The organism is Citrobacter sp. On2M (genome assembly GCF_018035235.1).
GTDB classification, from domain to species: domain Bacteria; phylum Pseudomonadota; class Gammaproteobacteria; order Enterobacterales; family Enterobacteriaceae; genus Citrobacter; species Citrobacter meridianamericanus.
In genome coordinates, this window is the sequence record NZ_WPCV01000005.1 from 747,271 (window position 1) to 766,098 (window position 18,828).

The window sequence follows — 18,828 nt, forward strand, 5'->3', positions numbered from 1 at the left end:
TAAATATTCACAATAGGGCGCGAATATTACGCAAAACGCGAGCCTTTGACAAGTGCTACCGTCAATACATGAAGAAAAAAAACACAACACGTACGGTAACGTTTATCTACGGCGTTTTTTCAGTACAATCAGCATATATTTATAACCCTAAACCCGACGTTACCTTTTCATACAGTAAGGTAATCGGGGCGAGAAGCCCGGCTTTTGCGATGAATTTAGAAAAAATCAATGAGTTAACCGCGCAAGATATGGCGGGGGTCAATGCGACAATCCTTGAACAGCTCAATTCCGACGTCCAGTTGATCAATCAACTGGGGTACTACATCGTTAGCGGCGGCGGAAAACGCATTCGCCCAATGATCGCCGTACTCGCCGCGCGTGCCGTTGGCTACCAGGAAAATGCACACGTTACGATTGCGGCCCTGATCGAGTTTATCCACACCGCGACCCTGTTACACGACGATGTTGTGGATGAATCTGACATGCGTCGCGGGAAAGCCACGGCGAATGCGGCCTTTGGTAATGCGGCCAGCGTGCTGGTCGGCGATTTTATCTATACCCGTGCTTTTCAGATGATGACCAGCCTCGGTTCGCTGAAAGTGCTGGAAGTCATGTCGAAAGCGGTCAACGTCATCGCCGAAGGTGAAGTCTTACAGTTGATGAATGTCAACGATCCGGACATCACCGAAGAAAACTATATGCGCGTCATCTACAGTAAGACCGCGCGTTTGTTTGAGGCAGCGGCCCAATGCTCTGGCATTCTGGCTGGTTGCAGCGAAGAACAAGAGAAAGGATTGCAGGATTACGGCCGTTATCTCGGTACAGCTTTCCAGTTAATTGACGATTTGCTGGATTACAGCGCAGATGGCGAGCAACTGGGTAAAAACGTTGGTGATGACCTCAACGAAGGCAAACCTACGCTGCCGCTGCTGCATGCCATGCGCCACGGTACGCCAGAACAAGCGCAAATGATCCGCCAGGCCATTGAGCAAGGTAATGGCCGTCACCTTCTGGAGCCGGTTCTGGAAGCGATGAACGCCTGTGGTTCTCTGGAGTGGACTCGCCAACGTGCAGAAGAAGAGGCTGATAAAGCCATCGCTGCGTTACAGGTGCTACCAGATACGCCGTGGAGAGAAGCGCTGATTGGTCTGGCGCATATCGCCGTACAGCGCGACCGTTAATTCCTTCCAGCCCCCTCCTTTATCATCCCGTGCCTTGCACGGGATGTTCTTATAAACTCCAATAACAAATATAACCCTCCTAAAAACAACAAATAACCTTGATATATTCTGAATGTACACGCTCTTTAAGTGAACATTTTAGAACATTCATTCTCCGGGCGTTATAGTGTTGCCACAACCGATCGTGGAACCGTAAGTCGTTAACCAAAGGAGAGATGAATTTATGGAAAGCAAGCTGATTGACTGGCATCCGGCCGACATCATCGCCGGACTGCGCAAGAAAGGAACCTCAATGGCCGCTGAATCACGTAAGAATGGGTTGAGCTCATCAACGCTGGCCAATGCGTTAACCCGGCCATGGCCAAAAGGTGAGTTGATTATCGCCCGGGCACTGGGAACTGATCCCTGGGTGATTTGGCCGTCACGCTATCACGATGCCAAAACGCATGAGTTCATTGACAGAACGCGGATGATGAGGAGTCGCAGAGAGAAACAGAATCCGGAATGAACATTGAGCAGTAACCCCCGGCCAACTGAACTGGGGGTTACAAGAGACGTAGACGATTACTCGCCTTTCACGCGCTCAATGTTTGCGCCCAGCGCGCGCAGCTTATCTTCGATACGCTCATAGCCGCGATCGATATGATAAATACGGTCGACTACCGTCGTCCCTTCAGCAATACATCCTGCGAGGACCAGGCTTGCGGATGCACGCAGATCGGTCGCCATAACCTGTGCGCCAGAGAGCGTTTCCACGCCGTGGCAAATCACAGTATTGCTTTCGATTTCTGCATGAGCGCCCATACGGCTCAGCTCAGGCACATGCATAAAGCGGTTCTCAAACACGGTTTCCGTGATGAAGCCCGTCCCTTCTGCCACCAGGTTCAGCAGCGTGAACTGAGCCTGCATATCGGTTGGGAACGCCGGATGCGGCGCAGTGCGCACATTGACCGCTTTCGGACGTTTACCGTGCATATCGAGGCTTATCCAGTCGTCGCCGACTTCGATATCCGCCCCCGCATCACGCAGCTTCGCCAGAACGGCATCCAGCGTGTCTGGCTGTGCATTACGGCAGATGATTTTGCCACGAGAAATTGCCGCGGCGACCAGGAAGGTACCGGTTTCGATACGGTCTGGCAGAACGCGGTAAACGCCGCCACCAAGACGTTCTACGCCTTCGATAGTAATGCGATCGGTACCCTGACCGGTGATCTTCGCACCCAGCGCAATCAGGAAATTCGCGGTATCGACAATTTCCGGCTCACGTGCGGCGTTTTCGATGATGGTCGTGCCTTCGGCAAGCGTTGCTGCGCACATGATAGTAACAGTCGCACCGACGCTTACTTTGTCCATGACGATGTGCGCGCCTTTCAGGCGGCCATCAACGGACGCTTTCACATAGCCTTCTTCGAGCTTGATTGTCGCGCCTAACTGCTCCAGACCGGTAATGTGCAGGTCAACCGGACGCGCACCAATGGTGCAGCCGCCCGGCAGTGAAACCTGGCCCTGGCCAAAGCGAGCAACCAGCGGCCCGAGCGCCCAGATGGACGCACGCATGGTTTTCACCAGATCGTACGGCGCACAGAAAACGTTCACGTCGCGCGCATCAATGTGCACCGAACCATTACGTTCAACTTTCGCACCCAGCTGGCTCAGCAGCTTCATTGAGGTGTCAACGTCCTTAAGTTTCGGGACGTTTTGGATCTCTACAGGTTCTTCAGCCAGCAGCGCCGCAAACAGGATCGGCAGTGCAGCATTTTTAGCGCCTGAAATTGTGACTTCGCCCTGGAGCTTGGTTGGCCCCTGAACACGAAATTTATCCATTATTCTGTTCTCTGTTAAGAATTTATCTTCGCTACCGGCACATCACCCGTAGCTCAAAAACCGTTAAGTTTGCGATCGCGCGCCCATTCTGCTGGGGTAAAGGCCTTAATCGACACGGCATGAATGCGGTTGTCCGCAATGTACTCCATCAACGGGCCATAGACTGTTTGCTGCTTCTTGACCCGGCTCATGCCTTCAAACATCTCACCCACGGCAATAACCTGAAAGTGACTGCCGTCGCCAGAAACGTGGACTTCCTGGAGGGAGAGTGCATTCATCAGCACGCTCTGAATTTCATTATTTTCCATGGGCTCTTCATTCGTCAGATAGTGAAAACAGCCCAACATCTTAGAGCAAAGTGGCGCTGTCATAAATAAGCAAAAAGCCTCGCTGATAAATCAGACAAGGCTTTAGAGGCAGATCCCTCGCAGAGGGGTTACCGGATGACGGCACAAGCCCTTATCCGGCCTGAAAAAATTAACGCGGAAGAACGTCGTCAGGCAAATTGTAAAGCTGCGCCAGCGTGTACACTTTATCGTTAACGCCAGCGAGCGAAACACCGTTCCCCTGCTGCTTGCCCTGATTAATCAGGTGCAGCAGTAATGCCAGACCACCGGTATCGACCCGGGAAACCTGGTTCAGGTCGATGCAGGATACTCCCTTCATCGCCTCAACTCGTGCATCCCATAATGGATTTAATACGTCCTGATCCAGCTCGCCCACCAGCACCAGCTTGTCGCCTTCACGCGTCCAGGTGAGTGATTGCGTCATTATTTTTTCTCTTCCAGAGTAATTTTCTGCTGAGAAATTGATTTCAACTGAGCAGTCAGGCCATCAATACCTTTCGTACGCAGCAGGTCGCTCCACTCATTTTGTTTGGTGGTGATCATACTTACGCCTTCAGCAATCATGTCATACGCCTGCCAGTTACCGGTCTGAGAATTTTTACGCCACTGGAAATCCAGACGCACCGGAGGACGACCGTTTGGATCGATGATAGTTACGCGGATAGGAACGATAGTCGCATCGCCCAGCGGCTGCTCTGGGGCAATCTGATAGGTCTGGCCATGGTACATCGCCAGCGCCTGACCGTAAGCCTGCTTCAGATATTCACGGAATGCGGCGAAATAGGCGTCACGCTGAGCGGGAGTGGCATCTTTGTAGTAACGGCCCAGTACCAGCGCGCCAGCATATTTAACCTGCACATAAGGCAACAGTTCCTGATCGACAACCTGACGCAGGTAATCCGGGTTGGAACGAATTTTAGGTTGTTCGTTCTTCAGACGGTCAAACGTCTTCTGCGCGGCCTCATTCATCAGTTTATACGGATTCGTCTGGTCCGCTGCGGTTGCCGCGCTAAGTGGGGCAATGACAAGCATAGCCACCATCATCAATCGTTTAAACATACGTCGATTCTCCTGAGATTATTTCGTTGCGCCCGCAGGCGTAGTGGCTTCATTATTGCCTTCAGTTGCGGCTGGCGCATCGCCAGAATTCTTATTGTCGTCACCTTTACTGTTGCTGTTGTAAAGGAACTGACCAATCATATCCTCCAGTACCATCGCAGATTTCGTGTCCTGAATCGTACTGCCATCTTTGAGGATAGACGTTCCCAACTCAGGATCTTCAAAACCCACGTTCAGTGCCAGATACTGCTCGCCCAGCAGACCGGAAGTACGGATGCTCAGAGAACTGGTGTCAGGAATATGGTTAAAACGCGATTCGATTTCCAGCGTCACGCGCGGCAGGTACGTTTTCGGATCTAACGAGATGTCCGCTACGCGTCCAACGACGACCCCGCCAATCCGCACCGGAGAACGCTCTCTCAGGCCGCCGATGTTATCAAAAGTCGCATAAATCGTATAAGTCGGTTCAGTACGCATGGAGGTAACGTTCGCCGCCTTCAGGCAGACAAACAGCGCAGCCAACAGCGCCACCAGCAGGAATAACCCGACCCAAATTTCATTTTTTTTCGTTTGCATGAACTCAATTCCCAAACATCAGTGCGGTCAGCACAAAATCCAGCCCCAGAACGGCAAGAGAGGCGTGCACAACGGTGCGTGTCGTTGCCCGGCTAATCCCGGCAGAGGTCGGGATCGCATCATAACCATTGAACAATGCAATCCATGTGACCGTAATGGCGAACACCACGCTCTTAATCAGACAGTTGACCAGGTCCAGACGCCAGTCGACGGCATTTTGCATAGCCGACCAGAAAAAGCCGGCATCAATACCTTTCCAGCTTACGCCAACCAGTGAACCACCCCAGATCCCCACGGCGACAAATATAATCGTCAGCAGCGGCAATGAAATGACACCGGCCCAAAAACGTGGAGAGATCACCCGGCGCAGTGGATCGACGGCCATCATTTCCAGACTGGAAAGCTGCTCGGTCGCTCGCATCAGACCAATCTCTGCAGTTAAGGCCGAACCGGCCCGCCCAGCGAACAACAGTGCCGCAACCACCGGCCCCAGCTCACGTAGCAATGACAGCGCCACCAGCATACCGAGGCTGGTTTCCGCGCTGTAGGTCGTCAGCACCAGGTATCCCTGCAATCCCAGCACCATACCGATGAACACGCCTGAAACAATAATGATCAGCATCGATAAGACGCCGACATTATAGAGCTGGCGTATCAGCAGCGGCGCATGTTTGCGAAACTCCGGTTTGCCGACAACCGCATTGAACAACATTAATCCGGCTCGCCCGAACGTCCTGAGGGTTTTTATTCCCCGATGTCCGAGTGATGCCAGCGCATTTAACAACATGGGTGGCTTAACTCCCTGTTTAGAGTAAATCGATATGGTAGTCACCCGCCGGGTAACGGAACGGAACCGGTCCATCGGCAATGCCGTCGAGGAACTGACGCACTCGCGGATCGGCATTTTCTTGCAGCGCCTGAGCACTACCGTAGGCCACAATTTTTTTGTCCGCCATTATATAGGCGTAATCCGCAATACTCAGCACCTCTGGCACATCATGAGAAACCACCACACAGGTGACGCCCAGTGCGCTGTTCAGTTCTGAAATCAGCTTCACCAGCACGCCCATGGTAATGGGATCCTGGCCAACGAACGGCTCATCAAACATAATGAGGTCAGGCTCCAGCGCGATAGCACGCGCTAACGCAGCGCGACGCGCCATCCCACCGGATAATTCAGAAGGCATTAATTTTGCCGCGCCCCGCAGCCCGACGGCCTCGAGTTTCATCATTACCGTGCTTTTCAACAGCGGCGCAGGTAGCGTTGTATGTTCGCGCAACGGATATGCGACGTTGTCAAACACGTTCATGTCGGTAAACAGCGCACCAGACTGAAACAGCATGCTCATACGCTTACGCACGGTAAATAAACGCGAACGGGACATGGCTGGGACGTTTTCGCCGTCAAACAGGATCTCGCCCTTATTCGGGGAGATTTGTCCGCCAATCAGACGCAGCAGCGTCGTTTTGCCGATGCCTGATGGCCCCATGATCGCCGTCACCTTACCACGCGGCACCGTCAGGGAAATATTATCAAAGATGCAGCGGTCACCTCGGGAAAAGCTGACATCGCGCATATCGACTAGATTCGCCACAGACTGACCCATTGATTCATCCTTTACTATTGCCTCGTTGATCGAAGAGTTTGGCGCTCAATTTAGCCCTGAACCCAACATATTTACAGATTATTGCCTGTCCTGGTTAGCGAAAGCTGGCATTTGTTTTACTTTTTAGCCGCATAAAGTCAAAATTAAGACTTCGTTACGGCTTCCAGAAACCCTTCAAGTGGACCGGCGAGTATACCTGAAGAAAGGACTTTAGATGCTTTTAGCGACGGCGCTGTTAATAATTGGTTTACTTCTGGTGGTCTACGGCGCCGACCGTCTGGTGTTTGCCGCATCCATTTTATGTCGAAACTTCGGTATTCCCCCCATCATTATCGGGATGACCGTGGTCAGCATTGGTACATCGTTACCCGAGATCATCGTCTCCGTTGCCGCGTCAATGAACGGGCAACTCGATTTAGCCGTCGGTACCGCCATTGGCTCTAACATCACCAACATCTTGCTTATTCTTGGCTTGTCGGCGCTGATTCATCCTTTTACCGTGCATTCTGATGTTCTGCGTCGCGAATTACCGCTAATGTTGCTGGTAAGTATTTTAGCCGCATCAGTTCTGTATGACGGGCAGTTGAGCCGCAGTGACGGTTTCTTTCTTCTGCTTCTGGCCGTGCTATGGCTGCTATTCATTGTTAAAATCGCCCGTCTGGCCGAACGACAAGGCAATGACAGCCTGACCCGCGAGCAGGTAGCTGAGCTTCCCCGCGAAGGCGGGCTACCCGTCGCATTTTTGTGGTTGGGTATTGCGCTGATTATTATGCCAATGGCCACGCGTATGGTAGTGGATAACGCTACTGTACTGGCGAACTACTTCGCCATGAGCGAACTCACCATTGGGCTGACGGTAGTCGCCATTGGTACCAGCCTGCCGGAACTGGCAACGGCGATTGCGGGTCTGCGTAAAGGTGAAAACGATATTGCCGTCGGCAACATTATCGGCGCGAACATTTTTAATATTGTTATCGTGCTCGGGCTGCCCGCCTTGATTACACCGGGCGAGGTCAATCCGATGGCCTTCGTCCGTGACTACAGCGTTATGCTGCTGGTGAGCGTTATATTTGCATTACTCTGCTGGCGACGTTCGCGCCAGATTGGTCGCGGTGCGGGTGCGCTGCTGACCGGCGGTTTTATCATATGGCTGGCGATGCTGTATTGGTTATCGCCAATTCTCGTTGGATAACTGGAAACGCATTATGTCGCACTTAGAGTTGCAACCGGGTTTTGACTTTCAGCAAGCAGGCAAGGAAGTCCTGGCAATTGAACGTGAAGGCCTGGCGGAGCTTGATCAGTACATCAACCAAAATTTTACCCTCGCCTGTGAAAAAATATTCAGTTGCTCGGGTAAGGTTGTGGTGATGGGGATGGGGAAATCCGGTCATATCGGGCGGAAAATGGCGGCCACGTTTGCCAGCACCGGCACGCCCTCTTTTTTCGTACACCCCGGCGAAGCCGCACATGGCGATCTGGGCATGGTCTCGCCGCAGGATGTGGTCATCGCCATCTCTAATTCCGGTGAATCCAATGAGATAGCGGCGTTGATCCCTGTGTTAAAACGTCTTCACGTACCGCTTATCTGCATGACCGGTCGTCCGGAAAGCAGCATGGCGCGTGCGGCAGATGTGCATCTGTGTGTTAAAGTGCCTAAAGAAGCCTGCCCGTTAGGTCTGGCACCGACCAGCAGCACGACCGCAACGCTGGTGATGGGCGATGCGCTTGCCGTGGCATTATTAAAAGCGCGTGGCTTTACTGCAGAAGATTTTGCGTTATCTCATCCCGGCGGCGCTCTGGGCCGTAAGCTTTTGCTGCGCGTTAACGATATTATGCATACGGGTGATGAGATCCCGCATGTAAATAAAAGCGCTAGCCTGCGTGACGCTCTGGTTGAGATCACGCGTAAAAATCTCGGCATGACCGTCATTTGCGATGATGCCATGAAGATTGACGGTATTTTTACCGATGGCGATTTACGTCGCGTCTTCGATATGGGCGTTGATGTCCGCCAGTTAGGCATTGCCGATGTGATGACCCCAGGAGGCATTCGCGTGCGTCCGGGCATTCTTGCCGTCGATGCCCTGAACTTAATGCAGTCCCGCCATATCACCTCGGTAATGGTTGCTGATGGCGACCAGTTACTCGGTGTGTTACATATGCATGATCTGCTGCGTGCAGGTGTAGTGTAAGAAACTCAAGGATAAACAAAATGAGTAAAGCAGGTGCGTCGCTTGCGACCTGTTATGGACCCGTCAGCGCAGACGTTATCACCCGGGCAGAAAACATCCGTTTGCTGATCCTGGATGTGGATGGCGTGCTGTCTGATGGTCTGATTTATATGGGTAATAACGGTGAAGAGCTGAAGGCATTTAACGTCCGCGATGGTTACGGCATTCGCTGTGCGCTCACTTCCGGTATTGAGGTTGCCATTATTACCGGACGAAAGGCTAAACTTGTAGAAGATCGCTGTACCACATTGGGGATCACGCACCTGTATCAGGGACAGTCAGATAAACTGGTCGCCTTTAGCGATCTACTGAACAAACTGGCGGTCGCGCCCGAAAATGTCGCCTACGTTGGCGACGATCTGATCGACTGGCCGGTGATGGCACAAGTGGGATTAAGCGTGGCGGTGGCGGATGCTCACCCTTTGCTGATCCCGCGGGCAGATTATGTCACCCGTATTGACGGGGGACGCGGCGCTGTGCGTGAAGTCTGCGATTTATTACTGCTGGCACAGGGCAAACTGGACGAGGCCAAAGGGCAATCGATATGAGCAAAACCAGACGTTGGGTTATCATTCTACTGTCGCTGGCTGTCCTTGTGATGATTGGTATTAATCTGGCAGACAAAGACGACACCACTCAGGCTGTCGTCAATAACAATGAGCCAACCTATAAGAGCGAACATACTGATACCCTCGTGTATAGCCCGGAAGGCGCGCTGAGCTATAACTTGATCGCGCAACACGTTGAATATTATTCAGAACAAGCGGTTTCCTGGTTTACTCAACCGGTATTAACCACGTTTGATAAGGATAAAGTACCGACCTGGTCGATCAAGGCAGATAAAGCCAAATTGACCAACGATCGCATGCTGTATCTGTACGGCCATGTTGAAGTCAACGCTCTGGTGCCTGACTCTCAACTACGCAGAATTACCACCGATAACGCGCAGATTAACCTGGTGACACAAGACGTCACTTCCGATGATCTTGTCACGTTATATGGCACAACATTTAACTCCAGCGGACTGAAGATGCGCGGTAACTTACGCAGCAAGAACGCCGAGCTGATTGAAAAGGTTAGAACCTCATATGAAATTCAAAACAAACAAACTCAGCCTTAACCTTATGCTTGCCAGCACACTTCTGGCCGCCAGCATTCCGGCATTTGCCGTCACCGGCGATACCGAGCAGCCGATCCATATTGAGTCTGACACGCAGTCGCTCGATATGCAGGGCAATGTTGTCACCTTTACTGGCAACGTGGTGATGACTCAGGGCACCATCAAAATTAACGCCGATAAAGTCGTTGTGACCCGCCCTGGTGGCGAACAGGGCAAAGAGATTATTGATGGCTACGGTAATCCCGCAACCTTCTACCAGATGCAGGACAACGGTAAACCGGTTAAAGGTCGCGCCTCACACATGCACTATGAACTGGCGAAGGATCTCGTCATCCTGACCGGTAACGCCTACCTGGAACAACTCGATAGCAACATTACCGGCGATAAGATCACCTATCTGGTAAAAGAGCAGAAAATGCAGGCCTTCAGCGAGAAAGGCAAGCGCGTCACCACCGTTCTGGTTCCGTCGCAGTTGCAGGACAAAAACAAGGCCAAGGCTCCGGCAGAGAAAAAAGGTAACTGATTCGTTATGGCAACATTAACTGCAAAGAACCTTGCAAAAGCCTATAAAGGCCGCCGCGTGGTGGAAGATGTCAGTCTGACCGTCAACTCCGGGGAGATAGTCGGTCTGCTCGGTCCTAACGGCGCGGGCAAGACGACGACCTTTTACATGGTGGTCGGCATTGTCCCGCGCGATGCGGGCAACATTATCATTGATGACGAAGATATCAGCCTGCTGCCTTTGCATGCGCGCGCACGTCGCGGCATTGGCTACTTACCGCAGGAAGCGTCAATTTTTCGCCGCTTGAGCGTGTTTGATAACCTGATGGCGGTGCTGCAGATTCGTGACGATCTGACCAGCGAGCAGCGGGAAGATCGCGCCAACGAACTGATGGAAGAATTCCACATCGAACACCTGCGTGACAGCATGGGACAGTCGCTATCCGGTGGCGAACGACGCCGCGTGGAGATCGCCCGCGCGCTGGCCGCTAATCCGAAATTTATCCTGCTGGATGAACCGTTTGCCGGTGTTGACCCGATTTCGGTTATTGATATCAAACGGATCATCGAACACCTGCGCGACAGCGGGCTTGGCGTGCTGATTACCGACCATAACGTCCGCGAAACGCTGGCAGTGTGTGAGCGCGCCTACATCGTGAGTCAGGGCCACCTGATCGCGCACGGTACGCCAACAGAAATACTGCAGGATGAGCACGTGAAGCGCGTATACCTTGGGGAAGACTTCAGACTCTGATAGGGTAGAAGACTTCACGTCACCGCAGGAGAGAAAAACTCTGAACATGAAGCAAGGTTTGCAACTCAGGCTTAGCCAACAACTGGCGATGACGCCTCAGCTACAACAGGCTATCCGTCTGTTGCAGCTGTCCACGCTGGAACTTCAGCAAGAACTTCAGCAAGCGCTGGAAAGTAACCCACTGCTCGAGCAAACCGATCTTCACGACGAAATTGATACCCAGGAAAAACAGGACAGCGAATCACTCGACACTGCAGATGCTCTTGAACAAAAAGAGATGCCAGAAGAGCTGCCGCTTGACGCCAGCTGGGATGAAATTTACACCGCCGGTACGCCTTCGGGTACCAGCGGGGATTACATCGACGACGAACTGCCTGTGTATCAGGGTGAGACCACGCAATCGCTGCAGGATTACCTGATGTGGCAAGTGGAGCTGACCCCGTTCTCAGATACCGATCGCGCTATTGCGACATCCATTGTTGATGCGGTAGACGAAACCGGTTATCTCACTGTAACTCTGGACGATATTCTCGAAAGCATGGGCGATGACGACATCGGTATGGATGAAATCGAAGCCGTGCTTAAACGCGTTCAGCGTTTTGATCCCGTGGGCGTAGCGGCCAAAGATCTCCGCGACTGCTTACTGATCCAACTTTCACAGTTTGATAAAGCCACGCCGTGGCTGGAAGAAGCGTCCCTGATCATCAGCGATCACCTCGATCTGCTAGCCAACCATGACTTCCGCACGCTAATGCGCGTGACCCGACTGAAAGAAGAGGTGCTGAAAGAGGCCGTTAACCTTATTCAGTCTCTGGACCCAAGACCCGGGCAGTCTATCCAGACCGGTGAGCCAGAGTACGTCATTCCAGATGTACTGGTGCGTAAGCATAACGATCGCTGGGTGGTCGAACTCAACGGTGACAGCATTCCACGGCTGCAGATTAACCAGCACTACGCCGCCATGTGCAACAGCGCGCGCAACGATGCCGACAGCCAGTTTATTCGTAGTAATCTGCAGGATGCGAAGTGGCTGATTAAAAGCCTGGAAAGCCGCAATGATACGCTGCTGCGCGTCAGCCGCTGCATCGTTGAACAGCAGCAAGCCTTCTTTGAGCAAGGCGAAGAGTTTATGAAACCGATGGTGCTGGCGGATATCGCCCAGGCCGTCGAGATGCATGAATCGACCATTTCCCGAGTGACCACGCAAAAGTATCTGCACAGTCCGCGCGGCATTTTTGAATTGAAGTATTTCTTTTCCAGTCACGTTAACACTGAAGGCGGAGGCGAAGCCTCATCCACGGCGATCCGTGCGCTGGTGAAGAAATTAATTGCTGCGGAAAACCCCGCGAAACCGCTGAGCGACAGCAAGTTAACCTCTATGTTGTCAGAACAGGGTATCATGGTGGCACGCCGCACCGTTGCGAAGTACCGAGAGTCTTTATCCATTCCGCCGTCTAACCAGCGCAAACAGCTGGTCTGACCCAACCGATAAGGAAGACACTATGCAGCTCAACATCACTGGAAACAACGTCGAAATCACGGAAGCCCTGCGCGATTTTGTTAATACAAAATTCGCCAAGCTCGAACAATATTTCGACCGGATTAATCAGGTCTATATTGTGTTGAAAGTGGAGAAGGTTACACATATCTCGGACGCAACACTGCATGTGAACGGTGGCGAAATTCATGCCAGTGCGGAAGGTCAGGATATGTACGCCGCCATTGACGGTTTAATTGATAAACTGGCTCGGCAATTAACAAAACATAAAGATAAACTGAAACAGCACTAACTTGTCCGGGCAGTTAGCGGGTGCAGGACGGCCTGTTGTGTAGCACAACAGGCCATTTGTACAGTTAGCGCTTAGGTGAAATTATGACAAATAACGATACGACTCTACAACTGAGCAATGTTCTTAACCAGGAATGTACACGCGCGGCAGTTCACTGCCAAAGCAAGAAACGCGCACTGGAAATCATCAGTGAACTGGCGGCAAAGCAGCTCAGCTTGCCTTCTCAGTTGGTATTTGAAGCTATTTTAACGCGTGAAAAAATGGGTAGTACCGGCATCGGGAATGGTATTGCTATCCCGCACGGAAAGCTGGAAGAAGACACGATGCGCGCAGTGGGCGTGTTTGTGCAACTTGAAACGCCTATCGCTTTTGACGCCATCGATAATCAACCCGTCGATCTGCTTTTCGCTCTGCTGGTACCGGCGGACCAAACCAAGACGCATTTGCATACGTTGTCACTGGTCGCCAAACGTCTGGCAGATAAAACAATCTGCCGTCGCCTGCGCGCCGCACAGAGTGACCAGGAGTTGTATCAAATCATCACGGACACCGAAGGTGGACAGGATGAAGCATAACAGCCCAATGGCATCCTTTTTTGTCGTTGTGAGGAGAAACAGTACATGGTACTGATGATCGTCAGCGGTCGTTCGGGGTCAGGCAAATCTGTCGCCTTGCGTGCGCTGGAAGATATGGGTTTTTACTGCGTGGATAACCTTCCCGTAGTGCTGTTGCCCGATCTGGCTCGTACTCTGGCCGATCGCCAGATTTCTGCAGCCGTCAGCATTGATGTGCGCAACATGCCTGAGTCCCCGGAGATTTTCGAGCAGGCAATGAACAATCTGCCTGAAGGCTTCTCACCACAGCTGCTGTTCCTTGACGCCGATCGGAACACCCTGATTCGTCGCTACAGCGACACGCGTCGCCTGCACCCACTCTCCAGCAAGAACTTATCTCTGGAAAGCGCTATCGATAAGGAAAGCGACCTGCTGGAGCCCTTGCGCTCTCGCGCTGACCTGATCGTTGATACCTCCGAAATGTCCGTGCACGAACTGGCGGAAATGTTGCGTACCCGACTGCTGGGCAAACGCGAACGCGAATTGACGATGGTATTCGAATCCTTTGGTTTCAAACACGGCATTCCCATTGACGCGGATTACGTGTTTGACGTGCGTTTCCTGCCTAACCCACACTGGGATCCGAAGCTGCGCCCGATGACCGGTCTTGACCGACCCGTCGCCGCCTTCCTCGACAGGCACACAGAAGTACACAATTTTATCTACCAGACGCGCAGCTATCTTGAGCTATGGTTACCCATGCTGGAAACCAACAACCGCAGCTACCTCACCGTAGCCATCGGCTGTACCGGCGGGAAACACCGTTCGGTGTATATTGCAGAGCAGCTGGCAGACTATTTCCGCTCACGCGGTAAAAACGTGCAGTCACGCCATCGTACGCTGGAAAAACGTAAATCATGACCGTGAAGCAAACTGTTGAAATCACGAACAAGCTGGGCATGCATGCCCGCCCAGCAATGAAACTGTTTGAACTGATGCAGGGCTTTGAAGCAGAAGTTTTGCTGCGTAATGATGAAGGAACGGAAGCCGAGGCAAACAGCGTTATCGCTCTGCTGATGCTGGATTCCGCTAAAGGGCGTCAGATTGAAGTCGAAGCCACGGGTCCACAGGAAGTTGAAGCCCTGGCAGCAGTAATTGCGCTATTTAATTCAGGGTTTGACGAAGATTAGTCGAGTGCAGAGTTACCGTTTCAGCACCTGGCCAATAGGCCGGATAAGGCGTTTAAGCCCTCTTCCGGCAATAACCCCGCTAATACAGCTTATTTTCCCGCATGAACGACTCACCGCCTAACTGGCGCATTTGGCGCATAATCCACGCCTGACGGCTACGCACATAACCAGAAGGCGCATTCGCCTTAAAACGCAAAGGATTGGGCAATACCGCCGCCAACAAGGCCGCTTCAGACAGACTCAACCGACTGGCTGGCTTATGGAAATAGCGCTGCGCCGCCGCCTCCACGCCGAAAACCCCATCGCCAAACTCAGCAATGTTCAGGTAAACGGTCAGAATACGTTTCTTGCTCCAGACGGTTTCCATACCCAGCGTAAGCCCGGCTTCGAGGCCTTTACGCACCCAGCTACGCCCATCCCACAGAAAGAGGTTTTTTGCCGTCTGTTGCGATAAGGTCGACGCCCCGCGGATACGGTTTTCATTACGTTCGTTGTGCGCCAGCGCTTTCTCTATGGCGGAGACATCGAATCCCCAGTGCTCGGGAAACTTCTGGTCCTCTGCGGCAATGACAGCCAGTCCCATCCACACAGAGATCTCATCCATGCTCACCCAGTCCGAGTGCGCCACATAACCAAAATCACCGGACAGCCATGCGCCCAGTTGCCGTTCAACCATTACCGCAGAGAAAGGTACAGGCATCACGCTGAAAAGTGCGATGCCCCCGCCCCAGAATACGGCGAGGACAATGACCGCCCGCAGAAAGATACGTCGCAGAAAGGCGGTAACTCCTTTTTTCATTCAGCCAGTACCAGAACACGCGAGACCAGTTTCTCGATACCGCTCGCGGCTTGAGCGATGTCCTGTGCCAGCATATAGGCGGGCGTGGTGACAATTTTGTTGTCTTCATCGACGACAATGTCATCAACCGGACACGGAACATGTTCAGCGCCCATTTCTTCCAGCACCTCTGCCGTATCGATATCAGTACCGATGGTCAGACGCAGCGGGAAGTCAAAAATTTTAGGTAACATGGCGGGCGCAATACACATAAAACCCAGCGGCTTACCCGCCTGATGCATGGCCACCGCCAGCGCGGCTAAGTCGCTATCAACCCGGCAATCGCTGCCCTGGCTGGCAAAATTGCTCAGATTTTTGGCCGCGCCAAACCCACCTGGCACTATCAACGCGTCCAGTTCCGTTGAGACTGCCTGAGCGAGAGGGCGGATATCACCACGTGTTATACGTGCGGCTTCAATCAGCACATTTCGCGTTTCCTGCATCGGCTCGCCGGTCAGATGATTAATCACATCCGCTTGTTGTTTATCCGGAGCAAAGCAGACGGCTTGTGCGCCGTTGCGGGCAATGGCCAGAAGCGTGAGAACAGTTTCATGGATCTCTGCACCGTCGTACACGCCGCATCCGCTGAGGACTACACCCACTTTTTTCATCGTGATACTCCTTTCTCAACTGGCTGAAACATATTAGTTATTATGATTTAAATGCTACGCTTCACACATTTAACTGATTCATGTAACAAATTATTTAAGATTTGCTATCTTAACTGCGTGCGGCCTGAGAATTAGGGCTGCGCCCTTGTAAACAATGATAATAATTTACGGCGCAGCCACGATTTCCCTGGTGTTGGCGCAGTATTCGCGCACCCCGGTCAAGCCGGGGTCATTTTTTTTCCACGCTCGCCACCCAGGCTTTTAATACTGCCACGTCGTGCTGCCACTCCTGCTTCATCTCTTCAATCCATTCAGCAACGTTATCTTCCCAAGCAGGGAGATCCGGCGACTGGATTTGCTGAGCTAACTGTTGCAAGTGGCGCAGTCCCACTGAACCTGCCGCACCTTTAATTTTATGGCCTTCCTCAACCACGCCTTTTTTGTCACGTGCGGTCAGATTGGATTCCAGCACGCTCAAATATCCCGGCATCATCTTCTCAAACACCGCCAGCCCGTCGGTAATTAACTTCGGTCCCACCAGCTCGAGGTATTGTTCCAACATAGGAATATCTAACAGCGCTTGCGATTTACTGCTCTCTTCAGATGTCACAGTGCTCTCCTCTTTGTTTCGGGTATCCCAGTATTTTTTGATCATGGCGGTTAACGCCGGAACCGACAGCGGCTTACTCAGCACGTCGTCCATTCCCGCGTCCAGATACTCTTTTTTATCTTTCAGGACGTTGGCGGTGAGCGCAACCAGCGGCGGCAGATCCTCACGTGGGTATTTTTGCGTCAGCTCGCGCGAGATATCCAGGCCGGTCATATCCGGTAGCTGAATATCCAGTAACACCAGGTCATATTCGCCCGGCGTGAACATTTCCAGCGCGGCTTTCCCGGTCATGGCGACATCGACACTGTTGCCCAGTTTTTCCAGCACAGAACGCGCGACAATAACGTTCAGTTCAATGTCTTCCACCAGCAGCACATTCAGGGCTGGCAGCGGCATGTCATCGTCTTCAAAAGCGTCTTCTATCTCTTCCGCTACCGCAGGCGCATGCACGGTCAGCGTAAAGATCGAGCCTTTGCCAGCCTGGCTGGAGACCGTAATATCACCGCCCATATTTTTCGCCAGACGCTTCGATACGGCCAGTCCAATCCCGGTTCCCGTTGCCGGTTTGCCACCGTTGCTGTCCTTCACCTGATAATACATGGCGAAGATTTTATCCTGCTCATCCTGCGGAATGCCGATCCCAGAATCTTCAACCTCGAAATGCAGCATATCGCCCTGGTCATAGCGCGCCCTTACGGTCACCTGCCCCTGCTGTGTAAACTTCACGGCGTTGCTTATCAGATTCCACAGAATCTGGCGCAAACGCGTGCCGTCGGTAATGACCTTATGCGGTAGCGGTAACGTTGGCTCAAGTACAAAACGCAGCCCTTTTTGCTGCGCCTGCAGGCCAGAGAGGTTTTCCAGATCCGCCATAAAACTGGTGAAGTCAACAGGTTGGTTATCGAGCTGGACTTTACGTCGCTCCATCTTGTCCATGTCAATGATATCGTTGAAAATATTTCCAAGCGTCACGGCAGAGACATGAATGGTTTTCAGGTATTTTTCCTGCTCAGCAGTCAGGTCCGTATCCAACAGGATCCGGCTTAAGCCGACAATACCGTTAAGCGGGGTGCGCAGCTCGTGGCTGATGGTGGAAATGAAGGTGGTCTTATCACGGCTGGCACGTTCAAGTGCGTCCTGATAACGCTTACGCTCGGTAATATCTCGCCCAAAGCCCATCAGGCCATGTCGCTTACCTACGCGGTCATAGTACGGCACTTTACGAATTTCAAAGCAGGCTTTGCGCCCGTCCGGGTAGTCCAGCCATTGTTCGTAGGTGAGCGAGACGTTATGACGGAATACCTTCTCGTCGGTTTCAATTACCTTTTCAGCCGCCTCAGGGGAGTAAACATCAGCCGGTTTTAAATGCACCAGTTGCTTTTCGCTCTTGCCGGTCAGCAGTTCCATGGCACGGTTACAGCCGGAAAATTCTTTATCTTCATTACGATAAAAAACCAGATCCGGCGAGGCATCAAGGAAAGAGCGTAGAAAGGAAGACTGTTGCTCGAGCTGGATCTGCGCTTCTTCGCGCTCTTTGATTTCAACCTTCAGTTGCTCGAACGTATCCTGGCGCTCCGCTTCGGCTTTTTCGCGCTCAACAATTTCCTGATTGAGCTGGGCAATATTATCTTTCAACTGCACATTGAGCTTGAGATCGCGCTCGCGCATCTCTTCCAGCTTTTGGACCAGTCGTGACAAGCGTTGTCGGGACTCTTCGAGTTGCTCCACCACCACTGACAGGAAGTAGACAGCCCAAGGGGTAATTAACAGACCAAAAAAGATAGAACGGATAACATCAATACTTTCTACCTGACCATGCAGCACCATGGTGACAGCCATCTGCACCACAATTGCCAACACGACCAGAGCCAGCGCTAATAGCAGCGAAAAGCGCACCAGACCCAACTTCATCATCAGGTCGACGTAATATTGCGCCAGCATACGGATTTGCTTCATAGAGGGTTCCTTCACGACAACTTGGCACAATAATACTCAATTCTTGGCGTGACGTTTGAGAATGTGCAAGAAATGCGGG

Annotated in this window: 23 protein-coding genes; 13 read left to right on the forward strand and 10 right to left on the reverse strand. The window is 52.3% G+C overall.

What is annotated here, in order from left to right; genetic code table 11:
- Nucleotides 1-209: 209 nt before the first annotated feature.
- A complete protein-coding gene (gene ispB / locus On2M_RS21490) occupies nucleotides 210-1,181 on the forward strand; it encodes an octaprenyl diphosphate synthase (protein WP_003025033.1) in 972 nt (323 codons plus the stop codon).
- Between the two features lie 223 nt (nucleotides 1,182-1,404).
- Nucleotides 1,405-1,689, forward strand: a complete 285-nt coding sequence (gene sfsB, locus On2M_RS21495) for a DNA-binding transcriptional regulator SfsB (protein WP_151217863.1) — start codon at nucleotides 1,405-1,407, stop codon at nucleotides 1,687-1,689.
- 56 nt (nucleotides 1,690-1,745) lie between these two features.
- Here the strand turns inward: sfsB and murA are convergent, their stop codons facing one another.
- From murA to mlaF, 7 genes are all read right to left on the reverse strand, one after another.
- The gene (gene murA / locus On2M_RS21500) at nucleotides 1,746-3,005 is read right to left on the reverse strand and encodes a UDP-N-acetylglucosamine 1-carboxyvinyltransferase (RefSeq protein WP_003839949.1); all 1,260 of its coding nucleotides are present in this window, start codon (nucleotides 3,003-3,005) and stop codon (nucleotides 1,746-1,748) included.
- 53 nt (nucleotides 3,006-3,058) lie between these two features.
- Nucleotides 3,059-3,313 carry a BolA family iron metabolism protein IbaG gene (gene ibaG, locus On2M_RS21505; RefSeq protein ID WP_151217864.1) on the reverse strand — a complete coding sequence of 85 codons (255 nt, stop codon included), beginning with the start codon at nucleotides 3,311-3,313 and terminating at the stop codon, nucleotides 3,059-3,061.
- Nucleotides 3,314-3,482: 169 nt separating this feature from the next.
- Nucleotides 3,483-3,776: a lipid asymmetry maintenance protein MlaB gene (gene mlaB / locus On2M_RS21510; RefSeq protein WP_210905439.1), complete on the reverse strand. Its 294-nt coding sequence runs from the start codon at nucleotides 3,774-3,776 to the stop codon at nucleotides 3,483-3,485.
- Complete coding sequence (mlaC, locus tag On2M_RS21515; RefSeq protein WP_043017796.1) at nucleotides 3,776-4,411, reverse strand: phospholipid-binding protein MlaC; 636 nt, start codon at nucleotides 4,409-4,411, stop codon at nucleotides 3,776-3,778. The genes mlaB and mlaC overlap by 1 nt, the downstream gene beginning before the upstream one ends.
- Nucleotides 4,412-4,429: 18 nt before the next feature.
- The gene (mlaD, locus tag On2M_RS21520) at nucleotides 4,430-4,987 is read right to left on the reverse strand and encodes an outer membrane lipid asymmetry maintenance protein MlaD (protein WP_151217865.1); all 558 of its coding nucleotides are present in this window, start codon (nucleotides 4,985-4,987) and stop codon (nucleotides 4,430-4,432) included.
- A gap of 4 nt (nucleotides 4,988-4,991) precedes the next feature.
- The gene (mlaE, locus tag On2M_RS21525; RefSeq protein WP_003025053.1) at nucleotides 4,992-5,774 is read right to left on the reverse strand and encodes a lipid asymmetry maintenance ABC transporter permease subunit MlaE; all 783 of its coding nucleotides are present in this window, start codon (nucleotides 5,772-5,774) and stop codon (nucleotides 4,992-4,994) included.
- 19 nt (nucleotides 5,775-5,793) lie between these two features.
- A complete protein-coding gene (mlaF, locus tag On2M_RS21530) occupies nucleotides 5,794-6,594 on the reverse strand; it encodes a phospholipid ABC transporter ATP-binding protein MlaF (protein ID WP_187253327.1) in 801 nt (266 codons plus the stop codon).
- A gap of 214 nt (nucleotides 6,595-6,808) precedes the next feature.
- Between mlaF and On2M_RS21535 the strand changes: the two genes are divergently transcribed.
- The 11 genes from On2M_RS21535 to npr all read left to right on the forward strand — a co-directional run bounded on the left by On2M_RS21535 (nucleotide 6,809) and on the right by npr (nucleotide 14,734).
- On the forward strand, nucleotides 6,809-7,786 hold the full coding sequence (locus On2M_RS21535; RefSeq protein WP_210905440.1) for a calcium/sodium antiporter: 978 nt from the start codon (nucleotides 6,809-6,811) through the stop codon (nucleotides 7,784-7,786).
- Nucleotides 7,787-7,799: 13 nt separating this feature from the next.
- The gene (gene kdsD / locus On2M_RS21540; protein ID WP_151217866.1) at nucleotides 7,800-8,786 is read left to right on the forward strand and encodes an arabinose-5-phosphate isomerase KdsD; all 987 of its coding nucleotides are present in this window, start codon (nucleotides 7,800-7,802) and stop codon (nucleotides 8,784-8,786) included.
- Nucleotides 8,787-8,806: 20 nt separating this feature from the next.
- Nucleotides 8,807-9,373, forward strand: coding sequence for a 3-deoxy-manno-octulosonate-8-phosphatase KdsC (kdsC, locus tag On2M_RS21545; protein WP_151217867.1), 567 nt, complete (start codon nucleotides 8,807-8,809; stop codon nucleotides 9,371-9,373).
- Entirely contained in the window at nucleotides 9,370-9,945 is a 576-nt protein-coding gene (gene lptC, locus On2M_RS21550; protein ID WP_151217868.1) for an LPS export ABC transporter periplasmic protein LptC, read from the forward strand. Before kdsC ends, lptC begins: the two co-directional genes overlap by 4 nt.
- Nucleotides 9,914-10,468, forward strand: a complete 555-nt coding sequence (gene lptA / locus On2M_RS21555) for a lipopolysaccharide ABC transporter substrate-binding protein LptA (RefSeq protein WP_151217869.1) — start codon at nucleotides 9,914-9,916, stop codon at nucleotides 10,466-10,468. The genes lptC and lptA overlap by 32 nt, the downstream gene beginning before the upstream one ends.
- Nucleotides 10,469-10,474: 6 nt before the next feature.
- The gene (lptB, locus tag On2M_RS21560; protein WP_003025073.1) at nucleotides 10,475-11,200 is read left to right on the forward strand and encodes an LPS export ABC transporter ATP-binding protein; all 726 of its coding nucleotides are present in this window, start codon (nucleotides 10,475-10,477) and stop codon (nucleotides 11,198-11,200) included.
- A gap of 46 nt (nucleotides 11,201-11,246) precedes the next feature.
- Nucleotides 11,247-12,680, forward strand: coding sequence for an RNA polymerase factor sigma-54 (rpoN, locus tag On2M_RS21565; RefSeq protein WP_151217870.1), 1,434 nt, complete (start codon nucleotides 11,247-11,249; stop codon nucleotides 12,678-12,680).
- Nucleotides 12,681-12,702: 22 nt separating this feature from the next.
- Complete coding sequence (hpf, locus tag On2M_RS21570) at nucleotides 12,703-12,990, forward strand: ribosome hibernation promoting factor (protein WP_003025078.1); 288 nt, start codon at nucleotides 12,703-12,705, stop codon at nucleotides 12,988-12,990.
- A gap of 83 nt (nucleotides 12,991-13,073) precedes the next feature.
- Complete coding sequence (gene ptsN, locus On2M_RS21575; protein WP_151217871.1) at nucleotides 13,074-13,565, forward strand: PTS IIA-like nitrogen regulatory protein PtsN; 492 nt, start codon at nucleotides 13,074-13,076, stop codon at nucleotides 13,563-13,565.
- Nucleotides 13,566-13,610: 45 nt separating this feature from the next.
- On the forward strand, nucleotides 13,611-14,465 hold the full coding sequence (gene rapZ / locus On2M_RS21580) for an RNase adapter RapZ (RefSeq protein ID WP_003025085.1): 855 nt from the start codon (nucleotides 13,611-13,613) through the stop codon (nucleotides 14,463-14,465).
- A complete protein-coding gene (npr, locus tag On2M_RS21585; protein WP_003828770.1) occupies nucleotides 14,462-14,734 on the forward strand; it encodes a PTS phosphocarrier protein NPr in 273 nt (90 codons plus the stop codon). Before rapZ ends, npr begins: the two co-directional genes overlap by 4 nt.
- Before the next feature lie 79 nt (nucleotides 14,735-14,813).
- Here the strand turns inward: npr and mtgA are convergent, their stop codons facing one another.
- The 3 genes from mtgA to arcB form a co-directional block, all read right to left on the reverse strand.
- A complete protein-coding gene (gene mtgA, locus On2M_RS21590) occupies nucleotides 14,814-15,533 on the reverse strand; it encodes a monofunctional biosynthetic peptidoglycan transglycosylase (RefSeq protein ID WP_151217872.1) in 720 nt (239 codons plus the stop codon).
- The gene (gene elbB / locus On2M_RS21595; RefSeq protein WP_151217873.1) at nucleotides 15,530-16,183 is read right to left on the reverse strand and encodes an isoprenoid biosynthesis glyoxalase ElbB; all 654 of its coding nucleotides are present in this window, start codon (nucleotides 16,181-16,183) and stop codon (nucleotides 15,530-15,532) included. The genes mtgA and elbB overlap by 4 nt, the downstream gene beginning before the upstream one ends.
- A gap of 229 nt (nucleotides 16,184-16,412) precedes the next feature.
- Complete coding sequence (arcB, locus tag On2M_RS21600; RefSeq protein ID WP_187253330.1) at nucleotides 16,413-18,749, reverse strand: aerobic respiration two-component sensor histidine kinase ArcB; 2,337 nt, start codon at nucleotides 18,747-18,749, stop codon at nucleotides 16,413-16,415.
- Nucleotides 18,750-18,828: the final 79 nt, after the last annotated feature.